General features: G+C 70.2%; 17 protein-coding genes. 7 read left to right on the top strand and 10 right to left on the bottom strand.

Going from position 1 to position 18,442, the window contains the following annotated elements; all coding sequences use genetic code 11:
* Positions 1-88 precede the first annotated feature (88 nt).
* Positions 89-1,651, top strand: a complete 1,563-nt coding sequence (locus ACYVDG_RS05100; protein WP_460747119.1) for an alpha/beta hydrolase — start codon at positions 89-91, stop codon at positions 1,649-1,651.
* 125 nt (positions 1,652-1,776) lie between these two features.
* Positions 1,777-2,298, top strand: a complete 522-nt coding sequence (locus ACYVDG_RS05095) for a hypothetical protein (RefSeq protein ID WP_460747118.1) — start codon at positions 1,777-1,779, stop codon at positions 2,296-2,298.
* On the opposite strand, the gene ACYVDG_RS05090 is transcribed toward ACYVDG_RS05095, so the two are convergent.
* Positions 2,201-3,277: an AraC family transcriptional regulator gene (locus ACYVDG_RS05090; RefSeq protein ID WP_460747117.1), complete on the bottom strand. Its 1,077-nt coding sequence runs from the start codon at positions 3,275-3,277 to the stop codon at positions 2,201-2,203. The genes ACYVDG_RS05095 and ACYVDG_RS05090 overlap by 98 nt on opposite strands.
* 129 nt (positions 3,278-3,406) lie before the next feature.
* On the opposite strand from ACYVDG_RS05090, the gene ACYVDG_RS05085 reads away from it, so the two are divergent.
* From ACYVDG_RS05085 to ACYVDG_RS05075, 3 genes are all read left to right on the top strand, one after another.
* Positions 3,407-3,841: a DUF6069 family protein gene (locus ACYVDG_RS05085; RefSeq protein WP_460747116.1), complete on the top strand. Its 435-nt coding sequence runs from the start codon at positions 3,407-3,409 to the stop codon at positions 3,839-3,841.
* 29 nt (positions 3,842-3,870) lie between these two features.
* On the top strand, positions 3,871-4,044 hold the full coding sequence (locus tag ACYVDG_RS05080) for a hypothetical protein (protein ID WP_460747136.1): 174 nt from the start codon (positions 3,871-3,873) through the stop codon (positions 4,042-4,044).
* Between the two features lie 83 nt (positions 4,045-4,127).
* Positions 4,128-5,690 carry a UDP-N-acetylmuramoyl-L-alanyl-D-glutamate--2,6-diaminopimelate ligase gene (locus ACYVDG_RS05075; RefSeq protein WP_460747135.1) on the top strand — a complete coding sequence of 521 codons (1,563 nt, stop codon included), beginning with the start codon at positions 4,128-4,130 and terminating at the stop codon, positions 5,688-5,690.
* Here ACYVDG_RS05075 and ACYVDG_RS05070 read toward each other — a convergent pair.
* The 3 genes from ACYVDG_RS05070 to ACYVDG_RS05060 all read right to left on the bottom strand — a co-directional run bounded on the left by ACYVDG_RS05070 (position 5,684) and on the right by ACYVDG_RS05060 (position 9,028).
* Positions 5,684-7,444 (bottom strand): stealth family protein, encoded by a 1,761-nt coding sequence (locus tag ACYVDG_RS05070; protein WP_460747115.1) that lies wholly within the window; start codon positions 7,442-7,444, stop codon positions 5,684-5,686. The two genes, ACYVDG_RS05075 and ACYVDG_RS05070, sit on opposite strands and share 7 nt — an antisense overlap.
* A 490-nt stretch (positions 7,445-7,934) precedes the next feature.
* Positions 7,935-8,177 (bottom strand): DUF397 domain-containing protein, encoded by a 243-nt coding sequence (locus tag ACYVDG_RS05065; protein ID WP_460747114.1) that lies wholly within the window; start codon positions 8,175-8,177, stop codon positions 7,935-7,937.
* Positions 8,174-9,028 carry a helix-turn-helix domain-containing protein gene (locus ACYVDG_RS05060; RefSeq protein WP_460747113.1) on the bottom strand — a complete coding sequence of 285 codons (855 nt, stop codon included), beginning with the start codon at positions 9,026-9,028 and terminating at the stop codon, positions 8,174-8,176. The genes ACYVDG_RS05065 and ACYVDG_RS05060 overlap by 4 nt, the downstream gene beginning before the upstream one ends.
* A 201-nt stretch (positions 9,029-9,229) precedes the next feature.
* Here ACYVDG_RS05060 and ACYVDG_RS05055 point away from each other — a divergent pair, with 201 nt between their 5' ends.
* Positions 9,230-9,478, top strand: a complete 249-nt coding sequence (locus ACYVDG_RS05055; RefSeq protein ID WP_460747112.1) for a hypothetical protein — start codon at positions 9,230-9,232, stop codon at positions 9,476-9,478.
* A gap of 102 nt (positions 9,479-9,580) precedes the next feature.
* Here ACYVDG_RS05055 and pgl read toward each other — a convergent pair whose 3' ends face one another.
* From pgl to tkt, 5 genes are all read right to left on the bottom strand, one after another.
* Complete coding sequence (pgl, locus tag ACYVDG_RS05050) at positions 9,581-10,327, bottom strand: 6-phosphogluconolactonase (protein WP_460747111.1); 747 nt, start codon at positions 10,325-10,327, stop codon at positions 9,581-9,583.
* Positions 10,328-10,329: 2 nt separating this feature from the next.
* Positions 10,330-11,250 (bottom strand): glucose-6-phosphate dehydrogenase assembly protein OpcA, encoded by a 921-nt coding sequence (locus ACYVDG_RS05045; protein ID WP_460747110.1) that lies wholly within the window; start codon positions 11,248-11,250, stop codon positions 10,330-10,332.
* A 28-nt stretch (positions 11,251-11,278) separates the two neighbouring features.
* Positions 11,279-12,829 (bottom strand): glucose-6-phosphate dehydrogenase, encoded by a 1,551-nt coding sequence (gene zwf, locus ACYVDG_RS05040; RefSeq protein WP_460747109.1) that lies wholly within the window; start codon positions 12,827-12,829, stop codon positions 11,279-11,281.
* A 126-nt stretch (positions 12,830-12,955) separates the two neighbouring features.
* On the bottom strand, positions 12,956-14,062 hold the full coding sequence (tal, locus tag ACYVDG_RS05035; RefSeq protein ID WP_460747108.1) for a transaldolase: 1,107 nt from the start codon (positions 14,060-14,062) through the stop codon (positions 12,956-12,958).
* 93 nt (positions 14,063-14,155) lie between these two features.
* The gene (gene tkt, locus ACYVDG_RS05030; RefSeq protein WP_460747107.1) at positions 14,156-16,249 is read right to left on the bottom strand and encodes a transketolase; all 2,094 of its coding nucleotides are present in this window, start codon (positions 16,247-16,249) and stop codon (positions 14,156-14,158) included.
* 706 nt (positions 16,250-16,955) lie between these two features.
* Between tkt and ACYVDG_RS05025 the strand changes: the two genes are divergently transcribed.
* Positions 16,956-17,921 (top strand): heme o synthase, encoded by a 966-nt coding sequence (locus ACYVDG_RS05025; RefSeq protein WP_460747106.1) that lies wholly within the window; start codon positions 16,956-16,958, stop codon positions 17,919-17,921.
* 89 nt (positions 17,922-18,010) lie between these two features.
* On the opposite strand, the gene ACYVDG_RS05020 is transcribed toward ACYVDG_RS05025, so the two are convergent.
* On the bottom strand, positions 18,011-18,439 hold the full coding sequence (locus ACYVDG_RS05020; RefSeq protein WP_460747105.1) for a hypothetical protein: 429 nt from the start codon (positions 18,437-18,439) through the stop codon (positions 18,011-18,013).
* Positions 18,440-18,442 lie beyond the last annotated feature (3 nt).

The following is an 18,442-nucleotide window of genomic DNA, read 5'->3' as shown; positions in this document are numbered from 1 at the left end:
TGCGCCGGAATGTGCACCACAGTCACACGCATGATCACTCAGAGTATTGAAGCCTCGGTGTTTCCTTGCTGTGAAGGAGGGTGTGCGGGTGCGCTGCACGGGCGGACGGGCTCTCGCTGCCGCGGTTCTGACGGCGGTCATGGTCGCGACCACGGGGCTGGCCCCGGCCGACCGGAAGGACGGAGAACTGCCCTTCTACGGACAGGAGATCGAGTGGGAACCCTGCTTCACCGCGGAGGAGCTCGCTGAGGCCGATCCCACCGAGGGCGATCCCGACTGGACGTCCCGGCTGGAGTGCGGAACCCTCACCGTGCCCGTGAACCATGGAGACACCGACGGGGAGACCATCGACCTGGCCGTCATCCGGCACCCGGCCCAGGGTCCCGCCGAGGCTCGCCAGGGCTCCTTGGTGTTCAACTTCGGCGGCCCCGGAGGTCCGGGCGTCGAACCGATGCGCTCCGGTCCGCTGGCCGTCGGCAAGGAGGTGCGCGACTCCTTCGACCTGGTCTCCTTCGACCCGCGCGGCGTGGGAAGGAGCGAGGGGTTCATCTGTCCCGGCTGGCGGTCCATGGAAAGGCCGCTGGCGGACGTCCGAGGCGTCGAGCCGGCGGACGTCACCGACGCCCAGCTGCGCGCCCTGGCGGAGGGCGCCCGCGACCACGCCCGCAGCTGTGTGGAGGAGGCGGGGGAGGAGTTCCTCGCCAACATGGGCACCGTCAACGTGGTCCGCGACCTCGACCTGCTCCGCGATGGGCTGGGGGACGGCGAGCTCAGCTACGTCGGATTCTCGTACGGCACCTACATCGGGACCCTGTACGCGGAGATGTTCGCCGACCGCACCCGGGCCATGGTCCTCGACGGGGCCGTCCAAGTCGAGCGGGACGCCATCGCCGACGGGGTGGAACAGGCCGAGGGGGCCCAGACGGCCTGGGAGGTTTTCGTCGGCTACTGCCTGGACGGGGCTCCCGAATGCCCGTTCACCAGCGCCGACGCGGCCACCGCCGAAATGGAGGAGATCCTGGCCGCCCTCGACGCGGACCCGCTCGCCATCGCGGGGCAGAAGGTCGACCGGGACGCGCTGCTCAGTCTGCTCCGGCGGTCGCTGCAGGGCGAACAGAACTGGCCGAACGACGCCCGCTTGCTTGCCCGGATGGCCGAAGGGGAGTCCGATGACGAGTTCGTCCAGAATTATCTGAAGGGTCCTCTCGCCAGGGAGGACGCACGCCCGGGAGCCGAGGAGTCCGCGTTCGCCGCCGTGCAGTGCGCCGACCACGCCAACCCCGACGAGCCCGGCGCCTACCGGGACGGTGCCCAGCGGGCCGCGGAAGGCTCCCCGCTCTTCGGCGGCGACGGGGTGTGGCCGTTCCTGCCCTGCGCCTACTGGCCCGACACCGAGATCGCCCCCACCGGGCTGACCGCCCCGATGGCGCCGCCGCTCCTGGTCGTGGGTACCCGCGGCGATCCGGCCACCCCGTACGCGTGGTCCGAGGAGCTGGCCGGTCAGCTCACCTCCGCGACCCTGTTCACCTACGAGGGCGGCGGCCACACCGCGTACGCGGGCGGGCGCTCCTGCGTCGACGGCGTGGTGGACGCCTACCTGCTGCGCGGTGAGATCCCTGCGGAGGATGCTTCCTGCCCCAGCGAACTCTGAGCCGCCGCGTCCAGCTTCCAGCTCCCTCGCCAGGGTGAGCACACTCCCTCCCAAGGGGGAAGCGGCGCCGTTCCGGACCGGGAAGACTCGGAGGCGAGCGGAGACAACGGGGGAGAGGACCAGCGATGAGCCAGAGTGAACGGGACGCCACGGGGGACGGCCCGGTAGGCGGTCTCACGGGGACACCACCCGGTTGGCTCGCCCGGTCCGCGGCCGCGGCGGGGCTACTCCTCGGGGCCGGACACCTGGGGGTCACCGGCGGGTTCGTGGTCACGGGGCTACAGGACCCCTCCTCAGGCTTCCTGGCCTGGGTGTTCGTGCCGGTGGCCATCGCACTGGCCTTCGCGGCCGCGGCAGTGGAGCTCGGGCGTTCCGGGGCGGGACGGCGCCCTGGGATGCTGTGGGCCTGCGGGACGGCGGCGGTCCTCATGCTTGCGCTCACCCTCGTCGGGTTCGCGTCGCTGGTCTTCGGCGCGAGCCCGGCGTCCCTCTTCCTCGGGCCCGGACCCTATGCTCTGCCCGGCGCGGTGCTGTTCACGGCACTCACGGTCAGTGCCCTGCGGATGCGGGACCGAACGCCTCCTCCGGCGGATCCAGCCGCGCCGTCTCCCGGTAGCGCCCCGGGGAGCGGTCGAACTCGCGCTTGAACGCGTTGGCGAAAGCGAACTGCGAGGTGTACCCGACCCGCGTGGCGATCGCGCTCAGCGGGGCGTCCGTCTCGCGCAGAAGCCGCGCTGCGGTGGTCATCCGCCACCAGGTCACATAGGCCAGCGGCGGCAGTCCCACCAACGCGCTGAACCGCCGGGAGAAGGCGGCCCGGGACAGTCCGGCCCGATCCGCCAGCAGCGCCACCGTCCACGGGTGGGCCGGATCGTGGTGCACGGCCTGGATCGCCGCGTACACCGCCGGGTCGCGCATGGCGCCCGCGAAACCGCAACCCGCACCCTCGTCCTCGCCCGTGGAACGCGCCTCTTCCAGGAAAGTGCGCAGGATGTAGACGAGCAGCATGTCCAGCAGGTGCGGGACCAGCGTGTCGCTGCCGGGGCGGGTCGTTCCCAGTTCGCGGCCGAGCAGTCCGACCGCCAGCGGCAGCTCCGACTTCTGCCCCACCCGAGCGGGCAGGTGCACCACGGAGGGGAGCCCGGTGAGCAGGGGATGCGGTCGGGTGGAGCCCACGTGGTAGAAGCCGCCCACCGTGACACAGGCCGGTTCCCCCGACCCCACGTTCCCGGCGGCGGTCGCGCCGAACCGTTGGAAGGGCGGCGCGAACCCGTCCGAACTCTTCAGGTTCGGTACCGGCTCACCCGCTTCGGGCCGCAGGAGATCGCCCCGCTCCCGTAGGAAGTCGACACAGTTCAGGTCGAGAGGCGCAACATTGGGGTCGCTGGCGAGGGCGTGTGTGCGGCCACGAGGCAGGAAGAGCACGTCACCTGCGCCCAGCTGGACCGGAGCCCGGTCGTCCAGCAGCAGCCAGCACGAACCCTGCAGCACCACCTGGAACCCGGCTCCGCTCGATGCACCAGCCGCATCCGAGAATCGCATGCCCCAGGGCGCGTACCACTCGACCCGGGCCGAGCGGGGCTGACCGGTGCGCAGGGTCGAGACGACGTCACTGAGAACATCCATACCGCCACAGTATCCAAGATCACCCGATTGATGGACTTCCGCGTATACAGCAGAGCCAATGACGCATAGGAAATCTCGCCAAAGATTCGTACGGTCATCCTTGTACCTACGTCACAAGGGGGAGGAACCATGACCGAGTCCCGTATCGGAACCAGCACCGCCCGCAGCACACCGGCCTCCCGGCGGCCGCGCCTGGCCGCGGTGGCCGCCGCCACGGCCGCCAATATCGTCCTCGCCCTCCTCGCACCACTGTTCGGCGCGGATCTGGAGGTCGCACCGCCCGGCCAGGACCCGATGCCCCTGTCGTTCGCCGACTTCGCACTCTTCAGCGCCGCGTTCGGCCTGGTCGGCTGGGGCGCACTGGCCGTGGCCGAACGCCTCTTCGGCGCCGGTCGCGGGCGCCTGGTGTGGACCGCCGCGGCGGTCCTCTTCACGCTGGTGTCCTTCGTGCCGTCCCTGAACGCCGGGGCAACGCCCGCGACCGCCGCCGTGCTCGTGTTCTCGCACGTCGTGGTCGCCGCGATCGTCATCCCCGTGTTCTGGCGCAGCTCCCGGGTCGCCTGAGCCCGGAGCCGTGCGCGTATACTCCGGGCATGGCCGACACACACGCAGTGGAGCGGGCCCCCTTCAGGGCCGCCCCAGGGCTGTGCCGGTCTCCTACAGCCGCGACGGCCCCCGCGACCGGACCCTCCAAGGTCACCTGGTCGACCTCCACCCTGCGCGAAGCGCCCGAGACCGGCCTTCGCGCCCTGCACGGCCACGGTTAGCGACCTCACTTCCGACGCTCCGGGCCCAGGCGCCCCCGTCCGCGTCACACCGTTGTTTCTCCGGCTCCACCCCATGTCCCCACATTCCGGCGGCCCGCGGCACCCCGCGGCCGTACCACCGGTGCCGGTCGTGTTCCACGTCCGCGCCACCTTCGAAGGGACACCCCCTGAAACTGAGCTCGCTGCTCAACGGCCATGACCACCGGGTACTCCGCGGCACCCCCGACATCCCCGTCTCTGCGGCGCCCTGCGTCGACCTCGACCGGGTAGCCCCGGGATCCCTCTACCTCGCCCTTCCCGGACACCGCGCGGGCGGCCTCGACGGTCTGGCCACCGCGTTCTCCCGCGGTGCCGTCGCCGCCGTCGTCGAGGAACCCCTGCCCGAAGGCGCACCGGCCGTGCCACCCGGTGCCTGCGTGGTGCGGGTGGAGGACGCCCGGATCGCGGCTGCCCTCCTCTCCGCCCGCCACCACGACGAGCCCGGAAGCTCGATGGACGTGGTCGCGGTCACCGGCACCAACGGCAAGACCTCGGTGTCGTCCATGTACGAATCCCTGCTAAGGATCGCCAACGGCGCGCGGATCGGGGTCATCGGTACCTCCGGCGCCCGGACCGGCGGCGACCAGATCCCCATGCCCAGGACGCTGCTGAGCACGCCCGAAGCCCCGGACCTGCAGTACCTGCTGGCCCGCATGCGCAGTCGGGGAACCCTCAGCGTCGTACTGGAGGCGACCTCCATGGGTCTGCTCGAACACCGTGTCGACGGCGCCCACATCGATGTCGGCGTCTTCACCAACCTCACCCAGGACCACCTGGACGACCACGGCACGATGGAGTACTACCGGGAGGCCAAACTGCGTTTGTTCCGGGGTATGTGCGGCCGCGCCGTGGTGAACGCGGACGACCCCGTGGGCGCCGCGATCCCGGAGATGATGCCCGGAGCCGTGACCACGTACTCCGTCGAGCGCCCGGCCGACTACCGAGCAACCGACTTGGCCGTCGACGCCTCGGGCACCCGGTTCGTCCTGCACCACGACGGCCGCAAGTACCCGGCGGCGATCCCCATGCCGGGGCGCTTCTCGGTGTCCAACGCGCTCGCCGCGCTGGCCGCCTGCCATGTGCAGGGGCACCACCTGGAGGGCCTGGTAGCGGCCCTGGAACGCATGCCGCAGATCCCGGGCCGCTTCGAGCACTTCGCCGCTCCGCGCGGGGTCTCGGTGATCGTGGACTACGCCCACTCACCGGACTCGCTCGACCAGGTCCTGAGTACGGTGCGCGGATTCGCCCCCGGCCGGGTGTACACGGTCTTCGGCTGCGGGGGTGACCGCGACACCACCAAGCGCGCCCGGATGGGCGAGATCGCCGGTACCCACTCGGACCGCTGCGTGCTCACCTCCGACAACCCCCGTCACGAGGACCCGGAAGCGATCATGGACCAGGTCGCCCCGGGTATCGAGGCCACCGGAACCCCCTTCTCCCGGATCGGTGACCGGCGTGCCGCCATCGACCGGGCCCTCTCAGTGGCCCGTTCCGGCGACACCGTGGTCATCGCGGGCAAGGGCAGCGAGCCGTACCAGATCGTCGGCGACGAGATGCTGCCCTTCGACGACATGACCACCGTGCGCGCACTGACTACCGGTCACTGACCGCCCCCTCCGGCGGTCTTCTCGAAACGGGAGGGGAACGGGAAACGGGACTGCAGGAAGTCGTGGATCATGAGGTTCACCGCCTCCTGGGCCTCGGGTGGGGTGTCGAAGTCGTTGAGGCAGAAGAAGTCCACCTCGTCCGAGGCCTCCAAACCCGCCAGCCGGTCGGCGGCGTCGGCGGCCGCGATGTCCACGTAGCGCAGGTTGTACTCGCCGGGAACGGCTCGTCCGGTGAACAGCGCGTAGTGGTGGTGCATGGTGGCCGCGAAACCCACATCGTCCAGGGAACGGAACCGGGACCGGGTCGTCTGCTCCACTTCCTCGCGGTACCGCTCCTCCAGTTCCTGCGCCACCTGGCGGATCTGCGGGTGGGGCGTGTGCTTGAACTTGTGCGTGATGTGGCGGCCGAAGGCCTCGAGGAACAGGGCGCGCACGTTCTTTCCCGCTGAGTTGGGTGCGGGCTCGCCCTCCACCGGCTTCCCGGTCCCGAACTGGTACGGGGAGAAGGGCACCCGCGCGATGCCGTTGGCGTGGAAGAAGTGGGATGCCTCGACGGGGCGGGCAAGGAACACGTCGTCGTTGAAGTACAGGTAGCGGTCGGTCAGCTCGGGGATGTGGTGCAGCCGGGCACCGATGGCGTGCGAGTTGAAGGTCGGCAGGGCCTCGGGGTCGAAGATCTCGCGGTGGTCCACCACGCTGATCCCCGGCGCGTCGGTGTCCAACCAGGCGGGGACCTGGTCATCGGTGACCAGGTGGACGTGGCGCACGAACGGTGCGAACGTCTCCAGGGACCGCAGGGAGTAGCGCAGCTCTTCGCGGTCGGTGAAGCGTGAGGCGTTGCCGGCCAGCGGGTTCGTCTGAGGGGTCTGGCCCTTGTGGCGGGCACGCTTGGCCGCGTGCTCGGGGTCGTCGCCGTCCACCCACGTGTAGACCACGTCGACGGGGAAGTCCACGTCCTCGGCGAGCTTCCAGGTGAAGGGCTCGTACGTGGGGTGTCGACGCTCGTTCACCGTCAGGGTGGCGGGCTTGCGCTCCTCGCGGGGCAGCACGTCGGCCACCTTGTTGCGGGTGGGCGCCACCAGGGAATCGGCCAGGACGGCGGGCGGCGTCTGGGTGCGCAGCTTCTTCAGGATCTCGGCCGAGTCCTCGCGCTCCAGGATGGCGGCGCCGTCCCGCCAGAACTGCACGTCGCAGCCGTACTCGAGGCTGGCCAGCACCCGTCCCCCGGGGGAGAGCAGCGGTTCGGCGAACCGGATGATCAGCCCCGACTTGATGGACTCGTCCAGCGCGCCGTCCGCGTAGGCGGAGCGGGCGGTGACGACACCGCCGGGGCCGGGCTTGACCGCGTGCAGCGCGCTCTGTGCGTAGAGCTCGCGCATGGCGTCCAGGAACTTCTTGCGCTCAGTGCGGTGGACGCCGACCACGTGGCGGAGCGGGGAGCGGCCGCGGACGAGGAAGTAGTCGACCCCGGCGTGTTCCAGCGCGGCGGTGACCAGTTCGAGGTTGTGCGCGCTGGCGCCGGCGGCGGTGAAGCGCTCAACGGTCCGGCCCAGGGTCTCGGCGCCGTCCAGGGCGCAGGCGCGCACGGCCGGGTCGCTCTCCATGACCGACGTACGCCGTCGGGCGATCTTCTCCTGTCGACGCGCCTCAGCGGCCCGGTCGGCGGCCTCTTGGCGTTCGGCTGCCAGCCGTGCCTGGGTCGAGGGGGGAAGGAGCTTTTCGCCAGCTCGTTTGACTCGTGAGGCCAGGGGCACGGGCGGGGGCCTTTCTGCATGGCTGGACGGGTGCGTGGCGCCACCGGAACCCTGGACGCTGGTCGCGGGACACCACTGACGTGACGGGTGATCCTAAGTCCAAGTTGGCACGATTTGGCGTAACGAGACTGTTTTGTCGCCTACGTTCGGTCATGATGCCCTGGCCGAATGTGCCATGGGCGTATGTGCCGAGGGCCCCGTCTATTCCACAGCGGCCGGAATCGGACACCAAGGCAATCCGGGTGCGTGTCGGCGCACCGGTGCCGTATCTATCACGTAGCAGGTCGATAGGGGTGTCTCCGCCTCGTAGCGCGGAGTGTCGTGCCGGAGTCCTCTCGGCGGACCTCGGCGGTGACTCGTTGCCGCGCGGCCCCCACATCCCCGGTGGAGCCGACTGGTGCGACTGGGGCGATGGCGAGACCGGATGCCACCACTAGTCCAGGACCCATGACAAAGGGGCCGCGCGGTGCGGCCCCTCGTCGTATTCAGGCTAGAAGTGGAATGCTCCGGCGCGGACGCCGTTGGTGAAGGCTTCCCACTCCTGACGGGTGTAGACGATGTGGGTGCCTTCGGGATGCTGGCTGTGGCGTACGGCGACCCGCCCGGAACCGTCACCCAGCACACCGGCTTCCACGCAGGTCGGGCCACCGTTGTCGCTGTAGGTGCTGATGTGCCAGTCGACGGTGGCGCGTTCCTGTTCGGACAGCTGCTGGAACGTCGGCTCGGGGGTCACGAAGGCTCCTCGTTGAGGGCCGAGATGCGCTCGGCGGATTCGTCTGATTTTAGGGATTTCTCCCACAAACGATCGTACCGCTGGGCCGCGGGGGCCGATTCTTCCTGTTCCAGGTAGACGGCGCCGTTGGGGGTCTCGGCGTACACCACGTCCGGGTAGGGGTCATCCATCACGAAGTACTTGAACGCACCCTCGGGACTCTCGTGTGCCCCAGCGGAGAACGGGAGTACGCGCAGCTGGATGTGGGGGCGCTGAGACAGCTCCAGCAGGTGGCTGAGCTGTGCACGCATCACTCCGGTGGAACCCACGCGACGGAGGAGTACCGATTCGTCCAGGATCACCCGCATGGTCGGAGGGCTTTCCCGGTTCAGGATCTCCGCTTGGCGCTGGAGCCGAACCTCCAGGCCCTTCTCGATCTGCTCTTCGGGTTTGTCGAATCCGCCAGCGCGCATCGCGGACTCGGCGTAGCGTTTGGTCTGGAAGAGCCCAGGTAGGAGCGTGGTGTCGAACAAGCGGTGTTCGGCGGCCTGGGCCTCCAGCCAGATGAAGTCCACGAACTCGGTGAACTCGTCCGGGTAGCCGTCCCACCAGCCGGTCTGCCAGACACTCTCGCTCAGCCGCATCAGATTCTCGCGATGGCGGGGGTCGTTCACCCCGAAGAGGTCGAGCATGGCCATCATGTCCGGTCGGCGCACAGGGTAGATGCCGTTCTCGAAGCGGCTGACGGTTCCCATGTTGCGCTGGAGGAACTCGCCTACCTCTTCGACGCTCATCCCGGCGGTCTCGCGAAGTTCGCGGAGACGGCGGCCCAGCCAGCGGCTCCGCAGCGTGGCGGTCTTCGCCTTCGCCATCCCGCAACTCCTCTCATCTCACAAGCTGCACTGTCATTGATGAAATACAAGCTTGTTAATCTTTAAAACATGTACCAGCCTAGCAGAAGGTGAGATGGCCATCACAGAGAGGGTGGCAGTCGCCCCGACACAAAAGGGGCCCGGACGGCGAGCTTGGAACCGAACCGTCCGGGCCTGATGAGCCACAGATTGAGGATGCCCATGCAGGACGACCACACCCGTTACTCGGACTCTGTCTATCAGAACGCCGACAAGCCCGCCCACCCCCGCGCGTTCTACGTGGATGTCTGGGACGAGGACACCGACACCATGGAGCACGCCTACTACGGCGTGACCGCCCCTGACGGCCGGGGCGGGATCGCCCGCTCCATCGACGGCGGCTCATGCCACAGCATCCGCGACGCCGAGTCCTTCGCGGACCGCCGCTGCGGCGCGCTCGTCTGGCTCTGACCGAAACCCCCGCCGTACCCCGGCGAACCCTCTCCTCGAACACGACAGCGCCCCGGCCGGAGAGCTCAAGTGCTCCCGGCCGGGGCGCCTTCGGTCCTGGGGCTACAGCTTCGAGGCCGCGGCCTCGTCCACCCAGAACACCGTCTTCTCCCGGCCGCGCGCACCGGCCACCGGGGCCTCGTCCACGCTGCCGCCGGCCACACCCAGGCGCACGGCTTCGGCCTTGGACTCACCCGAGGCCAGCACCCACACCTGCTCGGCGCTCTGGATCGACGGCAGCGCCAGGCTGATCCTCGTCGGCGGCGGCTTGGGGGAGTCGTGCACCGCGATCGCCGCCGCCTCGTCCTCGTGTACTCCCGGCAGCCCCGGGAACAGCGACGCCACGTGGGCGTCCGGGCCGAGACCCAGCAGGCACACGTCGAACTCCGGCACAGGGCCCTTGCCCCGCGCGACCACGGAGAGCGCCTGCGAGTAGTTGGTCGCCGCCCGCTCCACCTCACTGTGGTCGGTACCGTCCGAGGACGGCATCGGGTGCACCTGGTGCGCCGGGATGTCGATGTCGTCGATCAGCGCCTCGCAGGCCTGCGTCTCGTTGCGCTCGGGGTCGCCCTCGGGCAGGAAGCGCTCGTCGCCCCACCACAGGTGGACGTGCGACCACTTCATACCGCTGCCCTTGGCCTCGTCCCGCAAGGCGGCCAGTGTCTGGATACCGACACCGCCACCGGTCAGGACCAGGTGGAACTCGCGATCGGCCGCCTCGGCGCTCACGATCAGCTTCGCCAACCGCGATGCCGCGCTCTGTGCGAGCTGCTTCGCGTCGGTGGTGCGGACGATCTCCGGTTCGCTCATCCTCATGCTCCGCTTCCAGCGAGCAGCGGCCCCAGATGGCGGGCCGCTCTCGCGTAGGTCTCGTCGGCGTCCAGGCGGCGCAGCTCCTCGGCGAGTGCCAGAGCGGCGCCGCGCCGGGCCAGCGCCACCGTCTGGTCCGGCTGCCCGGTCCTCGACAGTGTGGCCACCCGGCCGTCCACCCGGGAGATCGTCACATCCCCCTGGTCGGTGGTCAGCCGCACCTCGGTCAGGCCGGGGCCGTCCGAGGTGCCGCGTTCCACCGGCACCTCCAGACGCTCCGACAGCCACGCCGCCAACAGCTCGGCGCTCGGGTAGTCCGGCTCGGCCGTCACCTTGGCCGAGGTCACCCAGCCGCTCGGCTGGTCCATGGCGCTGGCCAGCAGCGAACGCCACGGGGTGAGCCGTGTCCAGGTCAGGTCCGTATCACCCGGACGGTAGTGGGCTACCCGCTCGACCAGGTCGCGTACCGGATCCGGGGCGCGCAAAGCGTCGGTGATCCGCCGCTGGGCCAAGCGGCCCACCGGATCGGAGGACGGGTCCGCGGGACCCCGGCCAGGCCACCACACCACCACGGGCGCGTCCGGGACCAGCAGCGGCGTCACCACCGAGTCGGGGTGCTCGCCCAGCGGCCCGTACAGGCGCAGCAGCACGGCCTCGCCCGGCCCCGAGGTTCCGGGGCGGCGGATCTCCGCGTCGATGGCCGGTTCGGCCTCCGGGTCGCGGCGGATCAGCGCCACCACCCTGGAAGGGTGCTCGCGGCCCGCCTCGGTGGCGGCGCGGACGGCGTCGTAGTGGTCGGCCTCGTCGGTGACGATGACCAGGGTGAGCACCATGTTCATGGCGCCCCCGCCGACACTGAGCCGCTCGGCCATGAGCGTCTCAGTGATCTGCGAGGTCGTGGTGCGCGGCAGGTAGAGCGTCATCTATTCCTCCCCGCGGGGACTCCGGCGGTCACGGGCGGCGCCACTGGCGGCCGTCCCTTGCGAGTAGCTCGTGGGCGGACTCCGGGCCCCAGGTGCCCGAACCGTACTGTTCGGGCTGGCCGGCCTTGGCCCAGTACTCCTCGACCGGGTCCAGGATCCGCCAGGACAGTTCGACCTCCTCCTGGCGCGGGAAGAGCGGCGGGTCGCCGATCAGCACGTCCAGGATGAGCCGCTCGTAGGCCTCGGGGCTGGCCTCGGTGAAGGACTGCCCGTACGTGAAGTCCATGCTCACGTCGCGCACCTCCATGGAGGCGCCCGGCACCTTGGACCCGAACCTGAGGGTGACCCCCTCGTCGGGCTGGATGCGCAGCACCAGGGCGTTCTGCCCCAGCTCGCTGATGTCGGAGCGGGCGAACATCTGCTGCGGCGCGGCCTGGAACACCAGCGCCACCTCGGTCACCCGGCGGCCCAGCCGCTTGCCGGTGCGCAGGTAGAACGGCACACCCGACCAGCGCCGGGTGCCCACGTCCAGCCGCAGGGCGGCGTAGGTCTCGGTCGCCGAGTCGGCCGGGATGCCGTCCTCTTCCAGATACCCGGCGACGGCCGCGCCGCCCTGCCACCCGGCCGCGTACTGGCCGCGCGCGGTGCCCTTGGCCAGGTCGTCGGGGAGCGTCACCGCCGAAAGGACCTTCTCCTTCTCGGCGCGGATCGCGTCGGCGCTGTAGGAGACGGGCTCCTCCATGGCGACGAGCGCGAGCAGCTGCAAGAGGTGGTTCTGGATGACGTCGCGGGCCGCGCCGATGCCGTCGTAGTAGCCCGCGCGGCCGCCCACACCGATGTCCTCGGCCATGGTGATCTGCACGTGGTCCACGTAGCTGCGGTTCCACAGCGGTTCGAACAGCGTGTTGGCGAAGCGCAGCGCCAGGATGTTCTGGACCGTCTCCTTGCCGAGGTAGTGGTCGATGCGGAACACCGACGACGGCGGGAACACGTCGTCCACCACCGCGTTGAGATCCCGGGCGCTCTCCAGGTCGTGCCCGAACGGCTTCTCGATCACCACCCGGCGCCAGGGAGTAGTCCCCCCCGGCCCTTCTCCCTCTTCCGGCTGCGCCAGGCCGCAGCGCTTCAGCTGGGTGACCACGGTCGGGAACAGTTTGGGCGGCAGCGACAGGTAGAACGCGTAGTTGCCACCGGTGCCGCGGTCGGCGTCCAGTTCGCGCACGGTCCGGGCCAGCTCGTCGAAGGCCGCGTCGTCGTCCAGGTCGCCCTGCACGAACCGCACACCCTCGCTCAGCTGCTTCCACACGTCCTCGCGGAACGGGGTGCGCGCGTACTTGCGCACCGCCTCGTGGGCTTCGGCCGCGAAGTCCTGGTCCTCCCAGTCACGGCGCGCGAACCCGACCAGGCCGAAGCCGGGCGGCAGCATGCCCCGGTTGGCGAGGTCGTATATGGCGGGCAGGAGCTTCTTGCGGGCCAGGTCACCCGTGACACCGAACAGCACCAGCACGCTGGGCCCGGCGATACGGGGAAGCCTTCGGTCCAGGGCGTTGCGGAGCGGGTTGGGTACCGCTCCCGGCATCACCGGTTCTTTCACTGGTTTCCGCGCTTCCTGTCGAGAGTGGCCGGTGGTTCGGTGGCTGGTAGTACCCGCGTCCGCGCGGCTCACGCGCGGACGCGGGTCAGTACTCGAGAACGGGCTTCCGGCTCAGGAGAGTTCGTCGAGCTTCATGGTGAGCTGGCCGAGCAGGCTCTCCCAGGAGTCGACGAACTTGACCACGCCGTCCTCCTCCAGGTGGCGCGTCACGTCGTCCAGGTCCACGCCGACCTCGCCCAGGGCGTCCAGGTCGGCCTGGGCCGCGACGTACTTGGTGCGCACCGTGTCCCCGGTGACCTCGCCGTGGTCGGCGGTGGCGTCCAGGGTGGCCTGCGGCATGGTGTTGACGGTGCCCGGGGCGACCAGCTCGGTGACGTAGCGCGTGTCCGAGTAGGCCGGGTCCTTCACGCCGGTGGAGGCCCACAGCGGGCGCTGCGGGGTGGCGCCCTCCGCGGCCAGGGCCTTCCAGCGCTCGGTGGAGAACACCTCCTCGTAGTCCCGGTAGGCCAGGCGCGCGTTGGCGATGGCTGCGCGGCCGAGCAGCTCCTCTGCGCGGGGGCTGCCGACCGCCTTCAGCCGCTTGTCCGTCTCGGCGTCCACGCGGCTGACGAAGAACGATGCCACGGACTGGATGCGGGACAGGTCGTGGCCGTTCTGCCGGGCCAGCTCCAGCCCGGCCTGGAAGGCCTCCATGACCTCGCGGTAGCGCTCCAGCGAGAAGATCAGGGTGACGTTGACGCTGATGCCGTCCCCGAGCACCTTCGTGATCGCGGGCAGGCCCTCGACCGTCGCCGGGATCTTGATCATCAGGTTGGGCCGGTCGACCAGCCACCACAGCGACCGCGCCTCGGCGACGGTGCGCTCGGTCTCCCGGGCCAGCCGCGGGTCGACCTCGAGGGAGACCCGCCCGTCCACGCGGTCGGTGGATTCGTACACCGGGCGCAGGCTGTCCGCGGCCCAGCGGATGTCGTAGGCGGTCAGCAGCCGGACCGCCTCGCCCACCGAGACCCCGCGCACACCGAGCTCGTGGATCTGGAGGTCGTAGGCGTCGCCCTCGGCGAGCGCCTTGTCGAAGATCGACGGGTTCGAGGTGACACCGGTGACGTGGTGCGTCGACATCAGTTCGGCCAAGTTGCCGGTGCGCAGCCGGTCGCGGCTGATGTCGTCCAGCCAGACGGACTGACCTGCCTCGGACAGGTCCTTCAGGGCGGTGCTCATGTGGTTCTCACGCCTTCCTCGCAGGGCTTCACAGCCCTTGTCGCACACACGGGACGCGGGCCCGCCGGGGGTCGTCCCGGCGGGCCCGAGCCGTCAGCTTCCGGCCTTGGCCCGGCTGTCGCGGACCGCCGCGACGACGGCCTCGGAGGTGATGCCGAACTTCTCGTAGAGGGTCTGGTAGGGCGCGGAGGCACCGAAGTGCTCCAGGCTCACCGAGACGCCGGCGTCACCGACGTAGGAGCGCCAGCCCATGGCGATACCGGCCTCGACCGACACCCGGGTGCGGACGGAGGGCGGCAGCACCTGCTCGCGGTACTCCTCGCTCTGCGCGTCGAACCACTCGACACACGGCATGGAGACCACGCGGGTGCGCGTACCGCCCTGCTCCAGCTCGGTTCGGGCCTCCAGGGCGAGCTGCACCTCGCTGCCGGTGGCGATGATGATCGCTTCGGGGGTGCCGCCGGTGGCCTCGGCCAGCACGTAACCGCCCTGCGCGGCGCCCTCGGCCGCGGCGTACTCCTCGCGGTCCAGGACCGGCACGTTCTGGCGGGTGAGCGCCAGCGCGGAGGGGCCGTCGGCGTTCTCCACGGCCTTGCGCCAGACCACGACGGTCTCGTTGGCGTCGGCCGGACGGATCACGTCCAGGCCGGGGATGGCGCGCAGCGCCCACAGGTGCTCGATCGGCTGGTGGGTCGGGCCGTCCTCGCCCAGGCCGATGGAGTCGTGCGTCCACACGTAGGTGACGGGCAGCTTCATCAGCGACGCGAGCCGCACGGCCGGGCGCATGTAGTCGCTGAACACCAGGAACGTGCCGCCGTAGGGGCGGGTGGGGCCGTGCAGCGCGATGCCGTTGAGGATCGAGCCCATGCCGTGCTCGCGGACGCCGAAGTGCAGCACGCGCCCGTACGGGTTGCCCGGGAACATGCTGCTGGCGCGGTCGAACGGCAGGAAGGAGGGCTCGCCCTTGGGCGTGGTGTTGTTGGACCCGGCGAGGTCGGCGGAACCGCCCCACAGCTCCGGCAGGACCGGGGCGACGGCGCTGAGCACCTCACCGCTGGCCTTGCGGGTGGCCATGCCCTTCTCGCTGGCCTCGAAGGACGGCAGGGACTTCTCCCAGCCCTCGGGCAGCTTGCCCGACTGCAGGCGGTCGAAGAGCTCGCCTTGCTCACCGGCGCCCTTGCGCCAGGCGTGCAGGGCCTCGTCCCAGGCGGCGTGCTCCTCGCGGCCCCGGTCGAGTGCCTTGCGGGTGTGCTCGATCACGGCGTCCTCGACGCCGAAGGGCTCGTCGGGCAGGCCGAGGATCTCCTTGGTGGCCGAGATCTCCTCGGCGCCGATCGCCGCGCCGTGGATGGCGCCGGTGTTCTGCTTGTTGGGCGCGGGCCAGCCGATGACGGTGCGCAGGCGGATGAAGGTCGGGCGGCCGGTCTCGGCCTTGCCGCGCAGGATCGCCTGGTAGAGGGCGTCGACGTCCTCGACGTACTCTCCGGTGGCGGTCCAGTCGACCTCCTCGACGTGCCAGCCGTAGGCGGCGTAGCGCTTGACGACGTCCTCGCTGTGCGCGATGCGGGTGTCGTCCTCGATGGAGATCTGGTTGTCGTCCCAGAGCATGATGAGGTTGCCCAGGTCCTGAGTCCCGGCCAGGGCACTGGCCTCGTGGCTCACACCCTCCTGGACGTCGCCGTCGGAGCAGAAGGCGAAGACGTGGTGGTCGAAGGGGCTGGCGCCCGGACCGGCCTCGGGGTTGAACAGGCCGCGCTCGCGGCGGGCGGCCATGGCCATGCCGACGGCATTGCCGAGCCCCTGGCCCAGCGGGCCGGTCGTGGTCTCCACACCGGCGGTGTGGCCGACCTCGGGGTGGCCCGGGGTGAGGCTGTCCCACTGGCGCAGGGCCTTGAGCTCTTCGAGAGGGAGGTCGTAGCCGGCCAGGTAGAGCTGGATGTACAGCGTGAGGCTGGAGTGGCCGACCGACAGCACGAAACGGTCCCGGCCCACCCAGTCGGGCGCGGCGGGGTCGTGCCGCATGACCTTCTGGAAGAGGAGGTAGGCGGCGGGCGCGAGGCTCATCGCGGTGCCGGGGTGTCCGTTACCCGACTTCTCTACCGCGTCCATGGCCAGCGCCCGAACCGTGTTGACGGCGCGGAGGTCGAGGTCCGACCACTCCAGGTTTTTCGGGGTGTGGGCGTTCACGGACTTACGTCTCCTTCTCGGGCACCCGTGCACCCGGTTCCGGGGCGGGCGGTGGGTTGTGTGTGCAAGGTTGGCGCCGGGCACCCCGGTGGCGACTCGCCGGGTGGGCGGGCCACGGGGAGCGCTGGAGGGCGGGGTCGCCTTCGGCTGCGGACCGGGCACGGCCCCCGTGTCACTGAGGGGCCGGGCCGTGACGCTTGGGCCACAGCACTTGGGCCAGGCTTGCCGGAGCGCGGTTCCCATGGTGGGGGACCACGAACGGGGCCGAATGCGAGCCTATCGTCCGCGGCCGGGGATGTCGTTGCCCGACACCTCCCCTTACCGGCGGGTAGTGCGGCAGGTGTACGGGTTCGTTCCCTCTTCTTGGGCTCTCCTTGGGGCGCGTGGCACGTTGGAAGCACGGCGGGGCCTGTGCGAACCTTTTCCTGCATCCGCGGGCGCGGGCGGGTGTCAGGGCCGGAGGTCAGGGGGCCACCCGGGTCGGAGGTCATCCCTTCGCAGGGGGGTGGTCACCGGGTCGCGGAAGCAAGTACTACAGTATGTCGTTGACGGGGTTTCCGCTGATCCTGACGCTTTGTCGGTTCGATCGACCCCGCGTGGCGAGCAGTGTCGAAATCCCTAAGAGTTGTCGAGGTATCCGCGTGTCTGCAACCGAGCCGGCCCCCCAGGGGACACGAGAGCGTCCGGACGTGGGGACTCGGCACTGATGGCTCTCACCAACCGCGCCCACAGCGACCAGACCCCCGCGAACGCCCCTGAGGCCCCCCGCAAGGCCTCCGTGGGCGCCTACGTCCGCGCCTACGTCGCCCTGTCCAAGCCCCGCGTGATCGAGCTGCTGCTCATCACCACCATCCCGGTGATGTTCGTCGCCGCCGGGGGAGTGCCACCGCTGTGGATCGCGGTCGCCACCCTGGTCTTCGGAACCATGTCGGCCGCCAGCGCGAACGCGATGAACTGCTACATCGACCGCGACATCGACCGTGAGATGCGTCGCACCCGCCAGCGGCCGGGTGCGATGGACCTGGTCACCCCGCGCGGCGCCCTCGTGTACGGCCTGATCCTGGCGATCGGCTCGACCGTCGGCTTCCTCGCGTTCGTCAACGTGCTCTCGGCCGTGCTGTCGGTCTTCGCGATCGCGTTCTACATTTTCGTCTACACCATCCTGCTCAAGCGGCGCACCGCGCAGAACGTCGTGTGGGGCGGTATCGCCGGTTGCATGCCGGTCCTCATCGGCTGGGCGGCCGTGACCAACAGCCTCGACTGGGCGCCGTTCGTGCTCTTCCTGGTCGTGTTCTTCTGGACGCCGCCGCACACCTGGACGCTGGCCATGCGCTACCGCGAGGACTACGCGGCCGCCGGTGTGCCGATGCTGCCCGTGGTCGCCAGCGACCGCCGCGTCCTGCTCGAGTCGGTCCTGTACAGCTGGGCGACCGTGGTGGTCTCCCTCATCTTCTGGCCGGTCGCGGGAACCACCTGGTTCTACGGTGCGGTCGCCCTCATCCTGGGTGCCCTGCTGGTGTTCCAGGCGCACCGGCTGCTCAGCCGCTCGAAGGCGGGGGTGACCGGGGCCAAGCTGAAGACGATGGGCTTCTTCCACCTGTCCAACGCCTACCTGGCGCTGCTGTTCGCGGCGGTCACCATCGACCCGCTGATCGCGCGCCTGGTCGCCTAGGGCGGGGCCCCGAAACGCGCAAGGCGGCGCTCCCGGAGCAGGGAGCGCCGCCTTCGTCGTTCACGGGGGTGTGGCGGCCGACCCCGGTGTCAGCCGGCCGCGGAGCGGTGGCGGAAGGCCAGGACGGCCGCCCACACGGTGAGGGCCGTCAGGAGCAGCGCCAACGGCACGTGGAGCTGCAACGGGCCGTAGGTGCCGGTGGCGGCCTGGGGGAAACCCGTCACGAAGGCGCCGAGGCTCACGACGAGGAGGGTCAGCTCCGGTGACCGGGTTCCCGTGGTCCGGCCCCGGGACCGGAGCCACACCATGAGCGCCGCGAGGGCGAGCAGACCGGTGGCAGCGTGCACCGCGAAGGCCCCGCCGTAGTGCAGCGGCAGGAAGTCCATGTTGTACGTGATCAGCTGCCCGGCCGTGACGAACTCCCACAGGAGCGTCGCCAGGCTGGCCACGGCCCCGATACGCAGCAGCAGGCCCCAGAGTCCGGTGTCGTGCTGGGCGGTGAGTTTGTTCTGGTCCATGGT

This window comes from Nocardiopsis oceani, assembly GCF_054777395.1.
This window is presented reverse-complemented; position numbering and strand designations above follow the sequence as displayed.